Source organism: Microbacterium sp. Gd 4-13 (genome assembly GCF_003095395.1).
Classification (GTDB): domain Bacteria; phylum Actinomycetota; class Actinomycetes; order Actinomycetales; family Microbacteriaceae; genus Microbacterium.
In genome coordinates this window covers 816,387-835,446 of sequence record NZ_QEIJ01000001.1, presented here as the reverse complement: position 1 = coordinate 835,446, position 19,060 = coordinate 816,387, and the positions used below count along the sequence as shown (strand labels likewise).

The following is a 19,060-nucleotide window of genomic DNA, read 5'->3' as shown; positions in this document are numbered from 1 at the left end:
GTCACCGCCCCTCGATCGTGACGGCTTCGACGCCGTCGTGCTCGGTCAGGCGCACGTTGACCCGTTCGTCGCGCCCGCTCGGCAGGTTCTTGCCGATGAAGTCGGGACGGATGGGCAGCTCGCGGTGACCGCGGTCGACGAGGATCGCCAGGCGCACGGCCGCGGGGCGACCGATGTCCTGCAGGGCGTCGAGGGCCGAACGGATGCTGCGGCCCGAGAAGAGCACGTCGTCCACCAGCACCACGACCTTGCCGTCGATCCCACCCGGCGGGATCTGGGTCGGCTGCGGGGTGCGGGTGGGGTTGCGGTGCAGGTCGTCGCGATACATGGTCACGTCGAGTGCTCCGACGGGGATCTCCGCGCCGCCGAACTCGCCGACGAGCGCGGCGATGCGATGGGCGAGTGTGACGCCGCGGGTGGGGATGCCGAGGACGACCAGATCGTCGGGGCCCTTGTTGGACTCGAGGATCTCGTGCGAGATCCGAGTCAGTGCGCGGGCGATGTCGGCCTCATGAAGCACGGTGCGCGTGCTCATCCGCCGCTCCCTTCTCCGCCTCTCTGGACGGTGTTAAAGGTTGCTGTGGTGCACTCCCCAGCCTACCCGGTCAGAGAGCAGTGTTTGGGTGCGCGGACGCCGTGGAAGGACCGGCGTTGCGTTGGTCGGAGGGTCCGGGGTCGGTCCCTGAGCCTGTCGAAGGGTCCGGGATGGGAGCGGGTCGGTCCCGAGCCTCTCGAAGGGTGGCTTGGTCGGTCGCTGAGCCTGTCGAAGGGTCCGGGACGGGAGCGGGTCGGTCCCGAGCCTCGTGAAGGGTGGCTTGGTCGGTCCCTGAGCCTGTCGAAGGGTCCGGGATGGGAGCGGGTCGGTCCCGAGCCTCTTGAAGGGTGGCGTGGTCGGTCCCTGAGCCTGTCGAAGGGTCCGGGGCATTTATCCACAGAGTCTTCTCGCCCACGGAATTCTCCACGGTTCCTCCTCGGTCTCCCCGCGCTCGCGACGAACGGTGGATCCTCGACCTATGCCCTGGATGTACATCGTCCGATGCGCGGACAAATCGTTCTACACCGGTAGCACCGGTCTCGACCTCGACGAGCGCGTATGGCAGCACAACCACGATGACGGGTGGGCTGCCGACTTCACACGCAAACGGCGGCCCGTCGAGGTGGTGTACGCCGAGGAATTCGACCGCATCGATGATGCCTTCGCGCGGGAGAAGCAGGTTCAGGGATGGAGCCGGGCGAAGAAGTCCGCGCTCATCGAGCGAAGAGGCGTCGATCTGCCTGCCCTGGCGCGATCGCGGTCCTCGGACGCTTCGACAAGCTCAGCGACCAAGGGGGACGCGGACGCTTCGACGAGCTCAGCGACCAAGGGGGACGCGGACGCTTCGACGAGCTCAGCGACCAAGGGGGACGCGGACGCTTCGACGAGCTCAGCGACCAAGGGGGACGCGGACGCTTCGGCAAGCTCAGCGACCAAGGGGGACGCGGACGCTTCGGCAAGCTCAGCGACCAAGGGGGACGCGGACGCTTCGGCAAGCTCAGCGACCGAGGGCGGCCGGGGCAGCGACCGAGGCGGGGCGGACTGTTCAGGCGCTCGGGACGGATGCGTCGACGAGGCTCGCGCGGATCGGGTGGCCCTGGGTCGTGAGGCACTTGCCGCTGGTCAGATCCCACTTCCAGTCGTGCAGGCTGCAGGTGAGCACGCCGTCCTCGATCTTGCCGGTCTTCGTCAGGTCGGCGCGCAGGTGCGGGCAACGGCGCTGCACGGTCCAGCCGTCGATCTCGGCGTCTTCGGTCTGGTCGGACTGCTCGGCATACCAGTTCTCGACGTACTCGATGCGATCGCGTGAGAGGCACTTGAGGAACGTCGTGAGGAACTCGTTGAACTTGCCGCTGCGGCCGACCGAGAACTGCATCGACAGGAAGATCGAGTTCGACCAGTCGATCTCGTGGTCGCGGATGTTGGTCGAGACGAGGTCGGCGGGGATCGTGTACCAGTACACGCACTCCTCCCCCGCGTACTCGCGCACCTTGGCCTTCGGGAAGTCCACGACCATGTCGAGCTCGCCGATGCGGAAGCGCACGTTGCCGCCCACGCCGTTGCGGATGGTGCGCGCCCGACGGATGAGGGGCTCCCACCACTCCTTGATCGCGGCGAGCATCTCTGCGGGCGGCAGCACCTCGGCCCGCGAGGCCTCCTCCGCCTGCACCTCGGCCTGGCGGCTGTCGCGCTGCTCGGCGAGGTAGGCCCACTTGTCGGTGAAGATCCGCTCGATCTCCTCGTCGGTGAAGAGCGTCTGAGAGATCTCGACCTCGCTGTGGTGCACGTCGACCTGCGTGCCCGGAACGAACAGGTGGCCCTTCTGCGCCGGGCGCTGCTCGCTCATGTGCGCGAGGAACTGGCTCTGGTCGGTGAAGATCGAGTCGTTCTCGAGCCCCATTCCGTTGTACCGGAAGAGCTCCTCGCGCAGGAACATCGGCGGACCTGCCATCGGGAACACGTGCTCGGCGTCCACCTTGTCGATGTAGTACATCGCCCGCTTGTTCTGCGCGTCGCGCTTGAGCTGCGCGAAGTTCTGCTTGGCGTCCTGCGGCAGGTCGTAGACCATCGGCCACCAGATGGCGCCCGAGACCTGGGTGAAGTACGCATCGGGCTTGCCGAACGCGAACAGCTTGTCGAGGTCCAGCGGGTGCGAGTCGTTCTGGTTCAGCACGCTGGCGGTGCCGTCGTCGACGCTCAGTGACGAGTCGCCGATCGGACCGTCGCTGGGAGCCCGCAGCGGGGTGACCATGAGCTTCAGGTCGCCGAATTCCAGTGGCTCCCCCGCGCGGGTGTAGACGATGTTGTCGTAGCCGAGCGCACGCAGGTCGGACTCGAGGTCGTCCGTCGGATAGTCGGGCAGAAGCACGCGGATGCTGGTGGGCACGAATTTGCGCAACAGCGCCGGGTCGAAGTGGTCGCGGTGGCGGTGCGAGATGTAGAGGAAATCGGCCTTGCCGAAGCGCTCCCAGTCGAGCCCCCGGTTGTCGGGGAACGGGAACCACGAACCGAAGAAGCTCGGACCGATGACAGGGTCGCAGAGGATGCTGCCGCCCGCCGTCTCGATGAACATTCCCGCGTGCCCGAGCCCTGTGATGCGCATGGATACCTCTCGTGTCTGACCGATCGAGTCTACGTCGCCTCGCTGGGCCGGCCCTGGGTCCGCCGAGTCGTGTCAGAGGTCGAGGAGCCCGCGGATGTCGTCGGCGGTGAGCGATTCGGCGAACAGATCCCCGTCGTCGACCACCGCATCGAAGAGCTCGGACTTGCGCTGCTGCAGCAGGCGCACCTTCTCTTCGATCGTGTTGGACGCCAGCATGCGGTAGACGAACACGTGGCGGTCCTGCCCGATGCGGTGAGCGCGGTCGATCGCCTGCGCCTCGGCGGCGGGGTTCCACCACGGGTCGAGCAGGAACACGTAGTCGGCCTCGGTCAGGGTCAGACCGAAACCGCCGGCCTTGAGGCTGATGAGGAAGACCGGAGCCTCACCCGAGCGGAATCCCTCCACCACCTCCCCGCGCCGCAGGGTCGACCCGTCGAGATGCGCATACGCGATGCCCGCGGCGTCGAGGCGCTCGGCCGCCAGCGTCAGGAACGACGTGAACTGGCTGAAGACCAGCGCACGGTGCCCTTCGGCGATCACCTCGGTCAGACGCGTGAGCAGCGCGTCGAGCTTGCTCGACCCGATGGGCGCGTGGCGCTCGTCGATCAGCGCGGGATGCAGACTCAGCATCCGCAGCAGCGTCAGCGAACGGAAGACGATGAAGCGATGCCGGTCGAGATCGTCGAGCAGCCCGAGCACCTTCTGCCGCTCTCGGTGCAGCACCGTGTCGTAGAGCGCCCTGTGCTCGGGCGACAGATCGATGTGCAGATCCTGTTCCTGCTTCGGCGGCAGATCGGGGGCGACAAGCTGCTTGGTGCGCCGCAGCATCAGCGGACGGATGCGGCGACGCAGGCGCGCGAGACGTTCAGCGCCGTGCGCGCTCGCCGAGGGGTCGTCGCGGCGGGCGTTCTCGATCGGGAGGACGTACTCGTCGCGGAAGCGCCGAGCCGACGGGAAGAGTCCCGGTGCGGTGAGCGAGAACAGCGCCCACAGATCGCCCAGTCCGTTCTCGATCGGGGTTCCTGTGAGCGCGATCGTCATATCGGCCGTGAGGTTCTGGACGGCACGATGGACCGAGGTCTGGGGGTTCTTCACGAACTGGGCCTCGTCGAGGATGACTCCGGCCCATGGCTGCTGCGTGAAGGACGCCTCATCGAGCCGGAGGATCGCGTACGACGTGACGACGACGTCGGCGCCTGACGCGGCATCCGTCACGGTCTTGCCCGTCTTGGCCGCGGTGGCCCCGATCGTGCGCACACGGAGGTGCGGTGCGAAGCGCGCGGCCTCCTCGCGCCATGTCGCGAGCACCGATGTCGGGGCGACGACGAGGAACGCGCGCTGCTCCCCCCGCTCTCGCGTGTGCTGCAGCAGGGCGAGCACCTGGAGCGTCTTGCCGAGTCCCATGTCGTCGGCGAGGATGCCGCCGAGCCGGTGGCGCCAGAGGAAGGCCAGCCAGTCGAAGCCTCGCTTCTGGTAGGCACGCAGTTCTGCCCGGATGCCGTCGGGAACCTTCGTCTCCTCGACGCCGTCGGTGGACGCGAGCCCGCGCACGAGCTGTCGCCACGCCTGGGCGGGCTCCGCCTGGTCGGCGAGGTCTTCGAAGTCCGACCACAGCGCGGTCTGGTGACGATGGATGCGTTCGCCGGTCTCCCACTCGTCGAGCGCGGCGGCCTCGTCGAGCAGCTCCTTGAGCCGTGTCAGCGACGGATGGGCGAGCGAGAAGTACGCGCCATCGGACAACCTCATGCGTCGCCGCCCCCTCGCGAGAGCGGTGAGCAGGGGTGCCAGCGGCACCCACCGGCCCTCGATGGTGACGATCACGCCGAGGTCGAACCAGTCGGGGTCGTCGGTGGGCACCGTGGTGACCGAGACCTCCGGGGCGCCCGTGAGTTCACGCACCGACGGTCGCACGCCCGTGACCTCCACGCGCATATCGTCGAGCTGCTGCAGGGCGGGCACGACCTGCGTGGAGAATTCGCCCGCGTCGGCGCCGCGCAGCGTGCTCGCCGCCGCGAAGGGAAGATCGGATGCGCCGGCCCAGGCGAGCGTCACCGCCGCGGCCTGCTCCGCCTCGGCCGCCGCGTCGCGCTCGGGGTGCTCGTCCGCGGGATACGGGAAGGGCGCGAGCCCCGGGTAGACCCACTCGAGCGCGTACGTCACGGCATCTTCGTCGAACGCCGTAGTGAGGCGCAGGCTCGGCCGCGGCGCAGGCGGCGGATCGAGCCCGCCGGTCGGCGTCACCCTCGTGCGGCGGGCGAGACGGGGGTAGGCATCGCGCACGAACTCCACCGCCTCGTGGGCGGGCACCTCGACGCCTTCGGGGGCGCCCAGGAGGGCGGTCATGGTGTCGTCGAGAACAGCGGGGGCGATCGTGATCCCGATGACCTCGGTGTCGAGTGTGAAACAGAAGACCGCGCTCGTGCCGAGCGGTCGCACACGAGAGACCTCGGTGACGATGCCGTCGACGACGACGCGTGCAGCGACGCGCAGCGTGCCGCCGCTCTCGGGTCCGACCAGCACATCGACCGACGCCGCGTCGGCCAGGGCGATCGACTGCTGGGGGTGCGTCGTCACCAGCGCGACCCCGGCGCGTTGGGCGGCGCGCAGGTGCATCCAGAGGAGCGACGATGACGCCGGTCCGAGGGGCACCCATTCCGACACCGACGAGAATGCGCCCACGGCGGAGGAGGGGCGCGCGATGGCGAAGAGCTCGGTGAACCATCGCACGGCCTCGGGAGCGAAGCGCGACGTCGAGCGCCGCACGTCGTCCCAGGCGGCGTCCTTCTTCACCCAGCCGCCCCGCGCCCCGCGCGTGAGGGGCCGTATCGCGAGCTGGAGCTCGTCCTGCCGCCGGGCGAGCGCGCGAGGGGTCACCGCGTCGATGCTGCGCGGATCCCAGCGACGCGGGTCGTGCGGCTCGCGCTGGCGCAGCTCGACCCCGAGGGCCAGCGGGGCGGGCACCGAGGTCGCGGCGGTCGCGACGAGGTCACGCCACGACAGCGGCGATGCGTCATCGTGACGCGGTCGATCGGAGGGCGCGTTCACGCGGAGATCCTCTCAGGGCCCTCCGACAGGCCGGCCGTGGAGCGCGAGTCTCAGCCCGCGCGGGAGATGCGGCCGAGAACGCCGTGGACGAACGAGCCCGACTCCTCGGTCGAGAACTCCTTCGCGAGCTCGACCGCCTCGTCGATGGCCACCGCGGCGGGGACCTCGTCGTTGAAGAGCACCTCCCACGTGCCGATCCGCAGGAGGGCGCGGTCGACGGCGGGCATACGCGCGAGCGACCAGTCCTTCGCGAACGTCACGATCTGTTCGTCGATCTCGTCACCGTGGTCGATGATCCCGTCGACGATGTCTCGCGCGTACAGCCAGGACGACTCGCGGGCGGGCTCGTTCGCGGCGCGCTTCGCTTCGGCGGCCAGGATGACGGGCAGTTCTTCACCGCGGACGTCGGACTGGAACAGGATGTCGAGGGCGCGCTTGCGGGCCTTCGTGCGTGCACTCATCGTGAGGGCGCGTCAGCTGACGCGGCCGAGGTAGTCGCCCGTACGGGTGTCGACCTTGACCTTCGTGTTGTTCTCGACGAACAGCGGCACCTGGATCTCGTGACCGGTCTCGAGGGTGGCCGGCTTCGTGCCCGCCGACGAGCGGTCGCCCTGCAGGCCGGGTTCGGTGTAGGTGATCTCGAGCACCACGGACGCGGGGAGCTCGACGTAGAGCGGGTTGCCGTTGTTGGTCGCGAGGGTGACCTGCTGGTTCTCGAGCAGGTAGTTGGCCGCGTCGCCGACGATCGTGGCGGGCACCGTGATCTGGTCGTAGTCGTCGGTGTTCATGAAGACGAAGCCTTCACCGTCGTTGTACAGGTAGGTGAAGTCCTGGCGGTCGACGTTCTCGATGTCGATCTTCGCGCCGGCGTTATAGGTGCGGTCGACGACCTTGCCGGTCATGATGCTCTTCATCTTCGTGCGGACGAATGCGCCGCCCTTGCCCGGCTTGACGTGCTGGAACTCCACCACGCTCCAGAGCTGCCCGTCGATGTTGAGGACGACGCCGTTCTTGATATCTGCGGTGGAAGCCATGGCTGAGGGGAGTCCGTTCGTAAGAGGGTCTGCGGGCGGTGCGCTCGTCGGAGCGCGGCCCGAGGGTCGATTCTACGGGATCGAGGACGCAGCGCTACGGACGCCCGTGTTCAGGACTGCATGCCCGGCCGGCCGCCGCCACCCCCTCGTGCGGTGAGCCTGTCTGCGATGGGGTGGACGGATGACCTCCGACGCACTCGAATCCACCGCCGTCCTGTTCGACATCGACGGAACCCTCGTGGACTCCAACTATCTCCATGTCGAGGCGTGGGACCGGGCGTTCGTCGCGGTCGGACACCCCGTCGACGTGTGGCGGATCCACCGCGCTATCGGAATGGACTCCGCTGACCTGCTCGCCCACGCGCTCGGTGACGACGCCGACCGCCTCGGCGAGCAGGCGAAAGAGCACCACAATCGGGTGTACCTGAGCATGACCGGGCGACTGCGCGCCATTCAGGGGGCACGGGAGTTGCTCGCCGAACTGTCGTCGCGTGGCGCCCGGGTGGTGCTCGCCACGTCGGCGCCGCAGCGCGAACTCGACGTGCTCCTCGATCTGCTGGATGTCGCCCCTTCGGTCGACGCCGTCACGTCGGCGGAGGACGTCGAGACCGCCAAACCCGCCCCCGACATCATCGAGGTCGCTCTGCAGCGCGCGGGCGTGCCGGCGGATCGAGCCGTCATGGTGGGGGACGCGGTGTGGGACGTCGTCGCAGCGCAGCGCGCCGGCGTGGCGTGCATCGGGCTCCTCAGCGGCGGGTACGGGCGCGAAGAGCTTCTCGAGGCCGGTGCGCTCGTCGTCTACGACGATGCGGCAGACCTGCTGTCCCAGCTCGACGGGAGCCCGATCAGCCCTCGGCTCGCCCGGTGACGACGTCGCAGAGCAGGGTGACGGCGCGGGCGTACCCCGCGACGCCCTCGCCGATCACGTGCACGACGGCGACGTCGGCGACGTAGGAGTGGTGGCGGAACGGCTCGCGGGCGCGGACGTCGGAGATGTGCACCTCGGCCACGGGGAGGTTCACGCCCGACAGGGCATCGCGCAGCACGACGGAGGTGTGCGTGAGCCCGCCCGGGTTGATGACGATGCCCGCGCAGTCCTGGCGGGCCGCGTGGATCGCGTCGATCAGCACGCCCTCGTGGTTGCTCTGCACGGCACGCACCTCGAAGCCCCGCGTGCGGGCGGTGTCGGCGGTGAGACGCTCGACGTCGGCGAGCGTCTCGGTGCCGTAGATGGCGGGCTCGCGGGTGCCCAGCAGATTGAGGTTCGGGCCGTTCACCAAGAGGAGTCGTCGAGGGGTGGTCACCGGGGCAACATATCAGCGAGCGTGTCGACGGGTGCGGGCGCAGGTGCCGAGGTCAGGATGCGGTCGGCTCTGCTGTAGACGTTGAGGGACTGCCCGCGCGAGAACCCGACGAGCGTGATCCCGCGTGCCTCCGCGAGGTCGACGGCGAGCGACGAGGGCGCGGAGACCGCGGCGAGAACCGGGATCCCCGCCATCGCAGCCTTCTGCACGAGTTCGAAGCTCGCGCGGCCGGAGACCTGCAGCACGGTGCCCCGCAGCGGCAGGCGATCGTGGAGGGCGGCCCACCCGACGACCTTGTCGACGGCGTTGTGACGACCCACGTCCTCGCGCAGGACGAGCAGATCGCCTGTCACGGCGTCGAACAGACCCGCGGCGTGCAGTCCGCCGGTCTTGTCGAAGACCGCTTGCTGGGCGCGCAGGAGGTCGGGCAGCGATGCGAGCAGAGGAAGCTCCACCGTCGCCGGGTCGCTGGAGACGTCGTAGCTCGACACCGTCTCGACGGCGTCGATCGAGGCCTTCCCGCAGACCCCGCAGGAACTCGTCGTGTAGAACGAGCGGGCGAGGTCGGGTGAGGGCGGGTGCACACCCGGGGCGAGGGTGACGTCGAGCACGTTGTAGGTGTTCTCCACCCCTCCGGTACCGGGACCGCCGCAGTGGATGGCGCCGGAGAACTCGTCGCCACGAGAGATCACGGCCTCGGAGACGAGGAACCCCGCCGCGAGCTCGACGTCGTGGCCGGGCGTGCGCATCGTGACGGCGAGCGGCGTGCCGCCGATGCGGATCTCGAGGGGCTCCTCCACGGCGAGCGTGTCGGGGCGGCGGCGCTCCTCCCCGTCCACGCGCAGCGTGAGGATCGGCTTGCGCACGGTGATGCGTCCCATTTGCGCCTCCATCGGCTCTTTCCCCCAGCCTAGAACGCGCCGAGGGTCCGCGGCCGGTCGTGCGGTCGATACGCTGACGGGATGGTCATGCGCACTGTTGCGGAGCACCGGGCGCAGGTGCTCGGTGCGGTGCGGCGGGTGCCGGAGACCGAGGTGCCGCTTGCCGTCGCTGCCGGTCGCACGCTCGCCGCCGACGTCGTCACCGCGCTCGACCTGCCGCTGTGGGACAACGCGGCGATGGACGGCTTCGCCGTCCGCTTCGCCGACGTGCGCGCCGCCTCGCCCGACCTGCCGGTCTCTCTGCGCGTCGTCGCCGACGTGCCGGCGGGTTCGGATGCCGACCCGCCGCTGCGCGAGGGCGAGGCCGCTCGGATCATGACGGGGGCACCGGTGCCGACCGCCGCTGACACGGTCGTGCCCTTCGAAGCCACGCGCTCGGGCCTCGCGGACTCCCTGAGTGGCACGACCGTCGTCACGGCGCCCCGTGCTCGCGGCGCGCACGTTCGCAGACGCGCCGACGACATCGCCGTGGGTGATGTCGTCCTTCCGGCCGGTGAACGTCTCGGTGCCTGGCAGATGGGTGCGGCGGCGGCCGCCGGCGTCTCGGCCGTGCGCGTCACGCGCGCTCCGAGGGTCGCGGTCGTGTCGACCGGTGACGAACTGAGACCGCTGGGATCGGCTCTGCGCAGAGGACAGATCCCCGAGTCCAACGCCACCCTCCTCGCAAACCTCGTGGCGGAGGCCGACGCCGACGTCGTGCTCCGCGAAAGCGTCGGCGACGAAGCCGGAGCCTTCCTGGCCGTGCTCGATCGCGCCCGTGCGGCGGGCGCGGATGTCGTCGTGACCTCCGGAGGCGTCAGCGCTGGAGCGTTCGAGGTCGTGAAGATCGCGCTCGGCGGCGCGGATTCGATCCGGTTCGTGTCGGTCGCGATGCAACCCGGCCGCCCTCAGGCGTTCGGCACGCTCCCCGGGGGCGCGCTCTTCTTCGGGCTCCCGGGCAACCCGGTCGGCGTCGCCGTCTCGTTCGAGCTGTTCGTCCGGCCCGCGCTCCTCCGCTTGCAGGGGCGAGCCGGCCTCGATCGCCCGATGCTGCGGCTCCCCGCAGCATCCGGATGGCGCACTCCCCCGGCACGGCGCCAGTACGTGCCCGTGCGGGTGATCCGAGACGATCCAGCGCAGTGGACCGTCACCACGGTCGTCGCGGAGGGCTCCGGCGCGCACCGCGCGGGCGCCCTCGGGCGCGCCGACGCTTACGCGGTCGTCGAGCCCGGGTCGCCCGATGTCGCGCCCGGCGACCTCGTCGACGTGATGCTGCTGTCATGACGGGGATGGCCGCGATCGTTCTCGCCGGTGGCCGCGGAAGTCGCATGGGCGGCATCGCCAAGCCCCTCCTGCAGCTGGGCGGCTCGACCCTCCTGGGGCGAGCCGTGGATGCGGCGCGCGCGGTGGGCTGCGACGCGATCGTGGTCGTCGGTCCGCCCGTCGAGGGCGTGTCCGGTGTGCGGTGGGCGCGCGAGGATCCGCCGTTCGGCGGGCCGGTCGCGGCGCTCGCGGCCGCGCTGGAGCTCGTCACGGCCGACTGGGTGCTGGTGCTGCCGGCCGACCTCGTCTCGCCGCGGGACGCTGCGCGCGCTCTGACGGGTGCGGGTCGCGACGGCGACGGCGTCTGCCTCGTGGACGACCAGGGGCGCGAGCAGTGGCTCACGGGCATTTACCGCACCGCAGCGCTGGGCGAGCGGCTCGCGACGTTCGTCGACGGCGTCGAGGGGCTTCCGGCGCGCCGGCTGGTGCACGGGCTGCGCGTGGGTCGCATCGAGGCCGGAGCGGCGGCAGCGGCCGACGTGGATACGTGGGATCATCTGCGCGAGGCTCGGCGACGCGTCGCAGCCGGAACGGAGACCACCATGGCCGACTCGTCCTCCCGCACCCTCCCGCCCGAGGCGCTCGATGCCTGGGCCGCGGTGCTCCGCGACCGCTTCGACCTCTCCGAGGACGACCTGCCGATCTCGCTGATCCTCGATCTCGCCCGAGACGTCGCGAACGGTGTCGCACGCCCGGCCGCCCCATTCAGTGCGTACGTGGCAGGGCTCGTCGCCGGTCGCGCGGGTGGCTCGCCGGAGCAGGTCCGCGCGGCGGTGGCCGAGATCACCCGGCTCGCCGCCGCGCACGGCGACGAGTGACCCTCAGACCGTGCGGCGCTCGATGCGAACGATGACCGACTTGGACGTCGGTGTGCCGCTCGTGTCGGCGACCGAGTCGAGGGGCACGAGCACGTTCGTCTCGGGGTAGTACGCGGCGGCGTTCCCCCGGGGCGTGTCGTAGGCGATCACGCGGAACGCCTCGGCCCGACGCTCCTCGACGGCGCCGTCCCGTGCGGTCCACTCCGACACGAGATCGACGATCTCACCGTCGGAGAGTCCCTGCTCGGCGATGTCGTCGCGGTTCACGAAGACGACGCGGCGTCCGCCATGGACGCCTCGATAGCGGTCGTCCTTGCCGTAGATCGTGGTGTTGTACTGGTCGTGAGACCGCAGGGTCTGCAGCAGCACGCGCCCCTCGGGGATCACCGGATACTCCAGCGCGTTCGCCGTGAAGTGGGCGAGGCCGTCGGGTGTCGCGAACGTGCGGTCATCGCGGGGCCCGTTGGGAAGGACGAACGTGCGCCCCTTGGCGATGCGCGACTCGTAGTCGGCGAAGCCCGGCACGACGCGGGAGATGTGATCCCGGATGAGGGTGTAGTCGTTCTCGAGACGCCGCCAGTCGGCGCGGGGCACATTGGGCGAATCGGCGCGGTCGCCGAAGACGAGATCGCAGATCCGCGCGAGGATGGCGGGCTCCGACAGCAGGTCGTCCGCCGGGGGGCGTAGGCGTCCGCGCGAGCCGTGCACGGCGCTCATGGAGTCCTCGACGGTGACGCGCTGTTCTCCGGTGCCCCGGACGTCGCGGTCGGTGCGCCCGAGGGTGGGGATGATGAGAGCCCGCTTGCCGGTCACCGCGTGGGAGCGGTTGAGCTTGGTCGAGACCTGCACCGTCAGATCGACCGAGCGCATGGCCGCTTCCGTCACGAGGGTGTCGGGTGTCGCGCTGACGAAGTTGCCGCCCATCGCCATGAACACACGGGCTTTGCCGTCGCGCATCGCCCGGATCGCCTCGACGGTGTCGTAGCCGTGCTCACGCGGGGCGTAGAAGTCGAACTCCTCGTCGAGCGAGGCGAGGAAGCCCTCGTGCGGCTTCTCGTAGATGCCCATCGTGCGGTCGCCCTGCACGTTGGAATGTCCTCGCACGGGACACAGCCCGGCGCCGGCACGCCCGAGGTTGCCCTGCATCAGAAGGAGGTTGACCACGTCGCGGAGGGTGGGAACGGAGTGTTTGTGCTGGGTGAGCCCCATCGCCCAGCAGACGATGGTCGACGTCGAGCCGCGCACGATCTCGGCGATGCGGCGGAGCTCCTTCTCGTCGATCCCGGTCGCGGTCTCGAACTCGCCCCACGATGCATTCGCCATCGCGCGTTCGAAGTCGTCGAATCCGCTCGTGTGGCGCTCGATGAACGGACGGTCGAGCACCCCGCCGCGCTCCCCCTCCACCTCGAAGAGGTGCTTGGCGATCGCCTGGAACAGAGCCTGGTCTCCGCCGAGGCGGATCTGCACGAACTCGTCGGCGAGCTTCGTGCCGCCCAGCAGCACCCCGCGTGGGGTCTGCGGGTTCTCGAAGCGCATGAGCCCCGCCTCGGGCAGCGGGTTCACCGCGATGATCGTGGCGCCGTTCTGCTTCGCCTTCTCGAGCGCGCTGAGCATCCGTGGGTGGTTCGTTCCGGGGTTCTGGCCGGCCACGATGAGCAGGTCGGCGCGGTGGATGTCGTCGAGGGAGACGGTCCCCTTGCCGATACCGATCGTCTCCACGAGCGCAGAACCGCTGGACTCATGGCACATGTTCGAGCAGTCGGGCAGGTTGTTGGTGCCGGTCCCTCGCACCAGGAGCTGGTAGAGGAATGCCGCCTCGTTGGACGTGCGCCCCGAGGTGTAGAAGATCGCCTCGTTCGGATCGTCGAGCTCGCGCAGGGCGTCAGCGACAGTCTGCAGCGCGTCGTCCCATGAGATGGGACGGTAGTGCGACGCGCCCTCGTCGAGGTACATCGGCTCGGTGAGTCGTCCCTGCTGCCCGAGCCACCAGTCGTCGTGCTCGTTGAGCTCGGCCACGGAGTGCTTCGCGAAGAACGCGGCGTCGACGCGTCTGACCGTCGCCTCCTCGGCGACCGCCTTCGCGCCGTTCTCGCAGAACTCGGCGATGTGGCGCTTATCCTCCTCCGGCCAGGCGCAGCCGGGGCAGTCGAACCCGTCCTTCTGATTGACGCGGAGAAGCGTCTGCGCCGAGCGCGTGACGCCCATCTGGTCGACCGAGATCTTCAGGGCATGGAGGACGGCCGGGACTCCGACGGCTACCTTCTTGCGGGAGCCGACGGTGACGTCGGATTCGTCGATGTCGTGTGCGGGGGGCTTCGTCGCCATGCCCTGAGCTTACCTACGTCCAGAGGGAAAAGGTCAGCCGGCGACTTCCTGGTACGCCGCGAACAGCAGAGACTCGTCGGGCGCCTGCAGCACGGTCGGGCGAGCGAGGTCGTCCAGCACGATGAATCGCAGCATTCCGCCGCGGCTCTTCTTGTCTCGCTGGATCGTCGAGAGCAGCTGCGGCCACGCGCCCGGTCGGTAGCTGACGGGGAGACCCAGCGCGCCGAGCACGTCGCGGTGGCGCTGGGCGACGGCATCCGGGAGACGCCCGGCCAGGCGCGAGAGTTCTGCGGCGAACACCATGCCGACGGAGATCGCCGCGCCGTGACGCCAGCGGTAGCGCTCGGCGTGCTCGATCGCGTGCCCCACGGTGTGGCCGTAATTGAGCACTTCTCGCAGTCCCGCCTCGCGCAGGTCCTCGCCGACGACGCGTGCCTTCATGTCGATGGCCAGCTTGATGCACCGGCGGAACGCATCGCCGCGGGGATCGACCACGCCCTCGGGGTCGGCCTCGATGAGGTCGAGGATCTCGGGGTGCCAGATGAATCCGGCCTTCACGACCTCGGCGAAGCCGGCGGTCGCTTCGTTGCGCGAGAGCGAGTCGAGCAGATCGAGGTCGCAGACGACGGCACGCGGCGGCCAGAACGACCCCACGAGGTTCTTGCCCTCGGCGGTGTTGACACCGGTCTTGCCGCCGACGGCCGCGTCGACCATGGCCAGGACCGTGGTCGGCACCTGGACGACGGCGACGCCGCGAAGCCATGTGGCGGCCACGAAGCCGGCGAGGTCGGTGACCGAGCCTCCTCCGAAGCCCACGACGACGTCGGTGCGGGTGAAGTCCGACTTTCCGAGGATCTGCCAGCAGAACGCCGCCACCTCGATGCGCTTGCCCTGCTCGGCATCGGGGATCTCTGCCAGCAGCACTTCGCGGTCTCCGACGAGCTGCTGACGCAACTCCTCCGCCTTCTCGGCGAGCGTCGGCGCATGGATGATGAGCACCTTGCGGGCGTCGGGCGGGAGCACGTCGCCGAGGCCCGAGAGGATGCCGCGGCCGATGGTGACGTCGTAGGGGGCGGCGCCGGCGACGGAGATCGTGGTGAGGTCGGTCATGCGTGCTCCTCGGTGGGGGTGGGGGTACGTGCCCAGGCCGCGATCGCGTCGACGACCGCCTGCAGCGGGCCCGAACTCGTGTCGAAGGTGGCGTCGGCCACCTCCTCGTACAGGGGGCGGCGCTCGGTGTAGATCGCCGTCCAGCGACGCATCGCGTCGTCGCCCGCCAGCAGCGGGCGGGAGTCGTCGCGCAGGCGCGCGGCCACCACCCGCGGCTGGACGGTCAGAAGCGCCACGCGGTGCGCGCGGAGGTCGTCGCGCGTCTCGGGGTCGAGGATCGCTCCCCCGCCGAGGGAGACCACTCCGCCGGACACGAGTGACGCGCGGACGGCATCGCGCTCGATCCGTCGGAAGTGCTCTTCGCCGTGTTCGGAGAAGATCTGCGGGATCGGGCCGTGCTCGCGCACGAGCGCGATGTCGGTGTCGGTGAACGTGGTGCCGAGGGCCTTCGCGACCCGTCGGCCGACGCTCGTCTTTCCGGCCCCCATGGGGCCGATCAGAACGAGCGCCTCAGCCGACGAGGTCATGCGCGGCCAGCGACGCGTCGCTGTCGGCGGTGGTGCGGAGGGTCGTCGGTAAGTGGGCGAGGTAGGTCTCGATGTTGCGACGGGTTTCGCCGACGCTGTCGCCCCCGAACTTCTCGAGCACGACGTCGACGAGCACGATCGCGGTCATCGCCTCGGCGACCACGCCGGCGGCCGGGACGGCGCAGACGTCGGAGCGCTGGTGGTGCGCGGCCGCGGTCTCGCCCGTGGCGACGTCGACGGTGCGGAGGGCACGGGGCACCGTGGCGATCGGCTTCATGCCGGCCCGCACGCGCAGCACGGTGCCGGTGGACATGCCGCCCTCGGTTCCGCCGGCGCGATCGGTCGACCGGGTGATCCCGTCGTCGGTGGTGAAGAGCTCGTCGTGCGCCTCGGATCCGCGGCGGGTCGTGGTGAGGAAGCCGTCGCCGACCTCGACGCCCTTGATGGCCTGGATGCTCATGAGCGCCTGGGCGAGCTTGCCGTCGAGGCGGCGGTCCCAGTGCACGTGCGATCCGACTCCGGGCGGCAGGCCGTAGGCGAGCACCTCGACGATGCCGCCGAGTGTGTCGCCGTCCTTCTTCGCGGCGTCGACCTCGGCGACCATGCGCTCGCTCGTCGCCGCGTCGAAGCAGCGCAACGGGTCGGCATCGAGGGCATCGACGTCGTCGGGGGCCGGGAACGCCGCGCCTTCCGGAACCGCCACGGTGCCGATGGACACCGTGTGGCTGACGAGCCGGATGCCCAACTCCGACAGGAACGCCCGAGCGAGGGCGCCCAGCGCGACGCGGGCGGCGGTCTCTCGGGCGCTCGCGCGCTCGAGGATCGGGCGCGCCTCGTCGAAGTCGTACTTCTGCATGCCCACCAGGTCGGCGTGACCGGGGCGCGGACGGGTGAGCGCGGCGCCGCGGCCGCGGGACTTCTCGGTCAGTTCGATCGGCTCGGGGTTCATCACCTCGACCCATTTGGGCCACTCGGTGTTGCCGATGCGGATGGCGATCGGGCTGCCGAGACTCAGACCGTGCACGACGCCGGACGAGACGTTCAGCTCGTCCTCCTCGAACTTCATGCGCGAGCCGCGGCCGTAGCCGAGCTTGCGACGGGCGAGGTCGGCGCGGATCGCGGCGAGCGAGATGGGGACGCCGGAGGGCAGACCCTCCATGATGGCGACGAGTTCGGGGCCGTGCGATTCGCCGGCAGTGAGCACGCGGAGCATTCCCCTAGTCTCCCATGACCGCTTCGCGCATCGCCGCCAGCACCCGGGGCTCGTCGGTCAGCGCGATCCCGGTCGAGCCGGAGACGAACACGCGAACCTGCAGGACGGCCTGATGCAGCAGCATCCCGAGTCCTGAGATCGCCCGGCCGCCGTCGCGCTCCCATGTCGTGGCGAGCGGCGACGGCCATGACCCGTACACGACGTCGACGAGCAGGCCGCCGAGCGCGGCGAACGGCTGGGCGCTCTCGCCGAGATCGGTTCCGCCCGGGAGTGTCGCGATGGTCACGGTGGCGTCCGGCGAGGGAGCCCGCGTGAAATCCGCGGGCTCGACGTCGACGCCGAGCGCTTCGCCCAGGGCGACGAGGGGGGCCGCAGCCTCCGGCCGACGGGCGATCACGTCGACCCGACGCGCGCCGAGTTCCGCCAGAGCGACCAGAGCCGATCCCGCCGTGGCGCCGGCGCCGAGGATGCGTCCGAACGGCACCTCGTCGACGCCCTGCTCGTGGATGGTCGCGACCAGTCCCCCGACGTCGGTGTTGAAGCCGTGCGGGCCGTCCTCGGTGAGCAGCAGGGTGTTCACCGCTCCCGTCAGTCGCGCGCGCTCGTCCAGCGAGCGAGCGGATGCTGCGGCAGCACGCTTGAGCGGCATCGTGAGCGAGAGTCCGCGCCATCCGTCGTCGAGACCGGCGAGGACGTCGTCGAACGACGCCTCGTCGACCCGCCGTCGGTCGTACTCCCAGTCGAGACCGAGCACGCGGTATGCCGCCGCGTGCAGGCGCGGCGACATGCTGTGGGCGACCGGGTCGCCCCACACCGCGAGTTTCGTGCCGGTCAGCATCCCGAGTCGGGGTTGTCGCGGCACCACTGGATCCACTGGTTGACGCCCGCCTGGTGCTCGGCATAGGTCGTCGTGAACAGCGTCTCGCCCGTGTCGAGGTTGACCGTCACGAAGTACAACCACGGTCCGGGCTCGGGGTTGAGCGCCGCTTGGATCGCGAGGTCGCCGGGGTTGGAGATAGGCCCGACGGGAAGCCCCGCGTTCACGTACGTGTTCCACGGGTTCGGGTCGTTGAGGGCCTCCTCCGACGAGCTGGCCGTGCCCGCGTGCAGTTCGCCGTAACCGTACTGGGCGGTCGAGTCCATCTGCAGCTTGCCGAACGTCTCCTGGTTGGCGGGGTCGAGACGGTTCTCGATGACACGCGAGACCTTGAAGAAGTCGGCCTGGAAGCGGGCCTCGCGCTGGATAATCGAGGCGATGGTCAGCACCCGATTGCGGTCCGCCTCCGCCACGCCGGCATCGTCCAGGGCCTGCTTGGCACGGTCGACCATCTGCGTGATGGCCGCCGACGCCGTCGTGCCCGGGTCGAACGTGTAAGTCGCCGGGAACAACCATCCGTCGAGGTTGGTCGCAGAGATGCCGTAGACGGCCGGGTCGGCCGTTGCCGCTTCCAGGTCGGCCAGCGGAATCTCGGTGAGGTCGGCGGTCCGTGCGATCGTCTGCTGCACCGTGAGCCCCTCGGGCACCGTCACGGTGTTGGTGAGGTGGTTCTCCGGATTGCGGAAGGCCGCGAGCACGGCGTCGGACGACATCTGCTGCTGGAAGCGGAAGACGCCCGGTTGGAAGGTGAAGGCGGTCGATGTATCGATCAGGTAGTCGTAGAACGACGTCGGCGCCTTGGTCACGCCGGCGTCGTACAGCTTCTGCGAGACCTGTGGTCCCGCATCGCCGCTGACGATCGTGATCGTCGCCTCGCCCTGCGCGAGGCCGGGTTCGAAGTCCTCGCGCTCGTCGGGCGCGAACATCCCCTGGATCTGAGCGCCGAAGGTGTTCACGGCCCAGAACCCGCCGAGGGTTATGCCCCCGATGATGATCACGACGATCGCGAGGGCGATCCAGCCCCCGACCCGGCGCTTGCGACGCTCCTTCGGCGGCGGCGTCGATCCCAGCTCGTCGGTGCTGCGGCGACCGGTGAACAGGTCGTCGAGGGTCCCCGCTGCGGGCGCCGAGCTCGCAGCGCCCGGTTCGGGGCGCGGGATCGGCGGAGCCGGACGCGTTTGGGTCTGCGTTCCCGTCGATCCGCCCTGGGCGGCCGCGCGAGGAGCCGCCACCGGCTGCGCCGGCGGGCGGGTGATCGGCGGGTGAGCGTCGGTCGGCCCCGTGTCCCCTCGCGCAGCGCGCGCGGCACGGCGCGATGTCGGGGTGCCGTCGGGGGCGGACGCATCGCCCCGGTCGCGGCGCGGATCGGGCAGTTTTCCGTACAGATCGGCGAGCGGGTCGTCGAACGGGGAAGAGTTATCGGGCAT

At 70.0% G+C, this 19,060-nt stretch carries 15 protein-coding genes and 2 pseudogenes; 4 read left to right on the top strand and 13 right to left on the bottom strand.

The genetic code is table 11. From position 1 onward, the window contains the following. Window position 1: 1 nt before the first annotated feature. A pseudogene (gene pyrR, locus DEA06_RS03985) lies at window positions 2-538 on the bottom strand (bifunctional pyr operon transcriptional regulator/uracil phosphoribosyltransferase PyrR); the annotation flags it as partial. 475 nt (window positions 539-1,013) lie between these two features. Between pyrR and DEA06_RS16780 the strand changes: the two are divergent. Further along, window positions 1,014-1,229 (top strand): annotated as a pseudogene (locus DEA06_RS16780) (GIY-YIG nuclease family protein); the annotation flags it as partial. A 351-nt stretch (window positions 1,230-1,580) separates the two neighbouring features. Here the strand turns inward: DEA06_RS16780 and DEA06_RS03975 are convergent. The 4 genes from DEA06_RS03975 to efp all read right to left on the bottom strand — a co-directional run bounded on the left by DEA06_RS03975 (window position 1,581) and on the right by efp (window position 7,216). Continuing rightward, complete coding sequence (locus DEA06_RS03975; RefSeq protein WP_116646607.1) at window positions 1,581-3,137, bottom strand: Rieske 2Fe-2S domain-containing protein; 1,557 nt, start codon at window positions 3,135-3,137, stop codon at window positions 1,581-1,583. A gap of 72 nt (window positions 3,138-3,209) precedes the next feature. Beyond that, complete coding sequence (locus DEA06_RS03970; RefSeq protein WP_240606795.1) at window positions 3,210-6,182, bottom strand: DEAD/DEAH box helicase; 2,973 nt, start codon at window positions 6,180-6,182, stop codon at window positions 3,210-3,212. A gap of 50 nt (window positions 6,183-6,232) precedes the next feature. Continuing rightward, entirely contained in the window at window positions 6,233-6,643 is a 411-nt protein-coding gene (nusB, locus tag DEA06_RS03965; RefSeq protein WP_116646606.1) for a transcription antitermination factor NusB, read from the bottom strand. A gap of 12 nt (window positions 6,644-6,655) precedes the next feature. Beyond that, on the bottom strand, window positions 6,656-7,216 hold the full coding sequence (efp, locus tag DEA06_RS03960) for an elongation factor P (protein ID WP_116646605.1): 561 nt from the start codon (window positions 7,214-7,216) through the stop codon (window positions 6,656-6,658). Between the two features lie 181 nt (window positions 7,217-7,397). Here efp and DEA06_RS03955 point away from each other — a divergent pair, with 181 nt between their 5' ends. Beyond that, window positions 7,398-8,084, top strand: coding sequence for an HAD family hydrolase (locus DEA06_RS03955; RefSeq protein ID WP_116646604.1), 687 nt, complete (start codon window positions 7,398-7,400; stop codon window positions 8,082-8,084). Here the strand turns inward: DEA06_RS03955 and DEA06_RS03950 are convergent. Together DEA06_RS03950 and fdhD are read right to left on the bottom strand one after the other, a co-directional pair. Continuing rightward, window positions 8,062-8,520 carry a type II 3-dehydroquinate dehydratase gene (locus DEA06_RS03950; protein ID WP_116646603.1) on the bottom strand — a complete coding sequence of 153 codons (459 nt, stop codon included), beginning with the start codon at window positions 8,518-8,520 and terminating at the stop codon, window positions 8,062-8,064. The two genes, DEA06_RS03955 and DEA06_RS03950, sit on opposite strands and share 23 nt — an antisense overlap. Next, window positions 8,517-9,401, bottom strand: coding sequence for a formate dehydrogenase accessory sulfurtransferase FdhD (gene fdhD / locus DEA06_RS03945; protein WP_116646602.1), 885 nt, complete (start codon window positions 9,399-9,401; stop codon window positions 8,517-8,519). The genes DEA06_RS03950 and fdhD overlap by 4 nt, the downstream gene beginning before the upstream one ends. Window positions 9,402-9,482: 81 nt before the next feature. Here fdhD and glp point away from each other — a divergent pair, with 81 nt between their 5' ends. Both glp and DEA06_RS03935 read left to right on the top strand, forming a co-directional pair. Further along, the gene (gene glp / locus DEA06_RS03940) at window positions 9,483-10,724 is read left to right on the top strand and encodes a gephyrin-like molybdotransferase Glp (RefSeq protein WP_346427022.1); all 1,242 of its coding nucleotides are present in this window, start codon (window positions 9,483-9,485) and stop codon (window positions 10,722-10,724) included. Continuing rightward, window positions 10,721-11,581 (top strand): NTP transferase domain-containing protein, encoded by an 861-nt coding sequence (locus DEA06_RS03935; protein WP_116646601.1) that lies wholly within the window; start codon window positions 10,721-10,723, stop codon window positions 11,579-11,581. The genes glp and DEA06_RS03935 overlap by 4 nt, the downstream gene beginning before the upstream one ends. A gap of 3 nt (window positions 11,582-11,584) precedes the next feature. Here DEA06_RS03935 and DEA06_RS03930 read toward each other — a convergent pair whose 3' ends face one another. The 6 genes from DEA06_RS03930 to mltG are packed head-to-tail and all read right to left on the bottom strand — an operon-like array spanning window position 11,585 to window position 19,060. After that, window positions 11,585-13,906, bottom strand: a complete 2,322-nt coding sequence (locus tag DEA06_RS03930) for an FdhF/YdeP family oxidoreductase (protein WP_116646600.1) — start codon at window positions 13,904-13,906, stop codon at window positions 11,585-11,587. 33 nt (window positions 13,907-13,939) lie between these two features. Continuing rightward, the gene (gene aroB, locus DEA06_RS03925; RefSeq protein WP_116646599.1) at window positions 13,940-15,016 is read right to left on the bottom strand and encodes a 3-dehydroquinate synthase; all 1,077 of its coding nucleotides are present in this window, start codon (window positions 15,014-15,016) and stop codon (window positions 13,940-13,942) included. Continuing rightward, entirely contained in the window at window positions 15,013-15,543 is a 531-nt protein-coding gene (locus tag DEA06_RS03920; RefSeq protein ID WP_116646598.1) for a shikimate kinase, read from the bottom strand. The genes aroB and DEA06_RS03920 overlap by 4 nt, the downstream gene beginning before the upstream one ends. Further along, window positions 15,527-16,756, bottom strand: coding sequence for a chorismate synthase (aroC, locus tag DEA06_RS03915; RefSeq protein WP_116646597.1), 1,230 nt, complete (start codon window positions 16,754-16,756; stop codon window positions 15,527-15,529). The genes DEA06_RS03920 and aroC overlap by 17 nt, the downstream gene beginning before the upstream one ends. Window positions 16,757-16,760: 4 nt before the next feature. Beyond that, on the bottom strand, window positions 16,761-17,618 hold the full coding sequence (locus DEA06_RS03910; protein WP_346427021.1) for a shikimate dehydrogenase: 858 nt from the start codon (window positions 17,616-17,618) through the stop codon (window positions 16,761-16,763). Continuing rightward, window positions 17,588-19,060 (bottom strand): endolytic transglycosylase MltG, encoded by a 1,473-nt coding sequence (gene mltG, locus DEA06_RS03905; protein ID WP_116646595.1) that lies wholly within the window; start codon window positions 19,058-19,060, stop codon window positions 17,588-17,590. The genes DEA06_RS03910 and mltG overlap by 31 nt, the downstream gene beginning before the upstream one ends.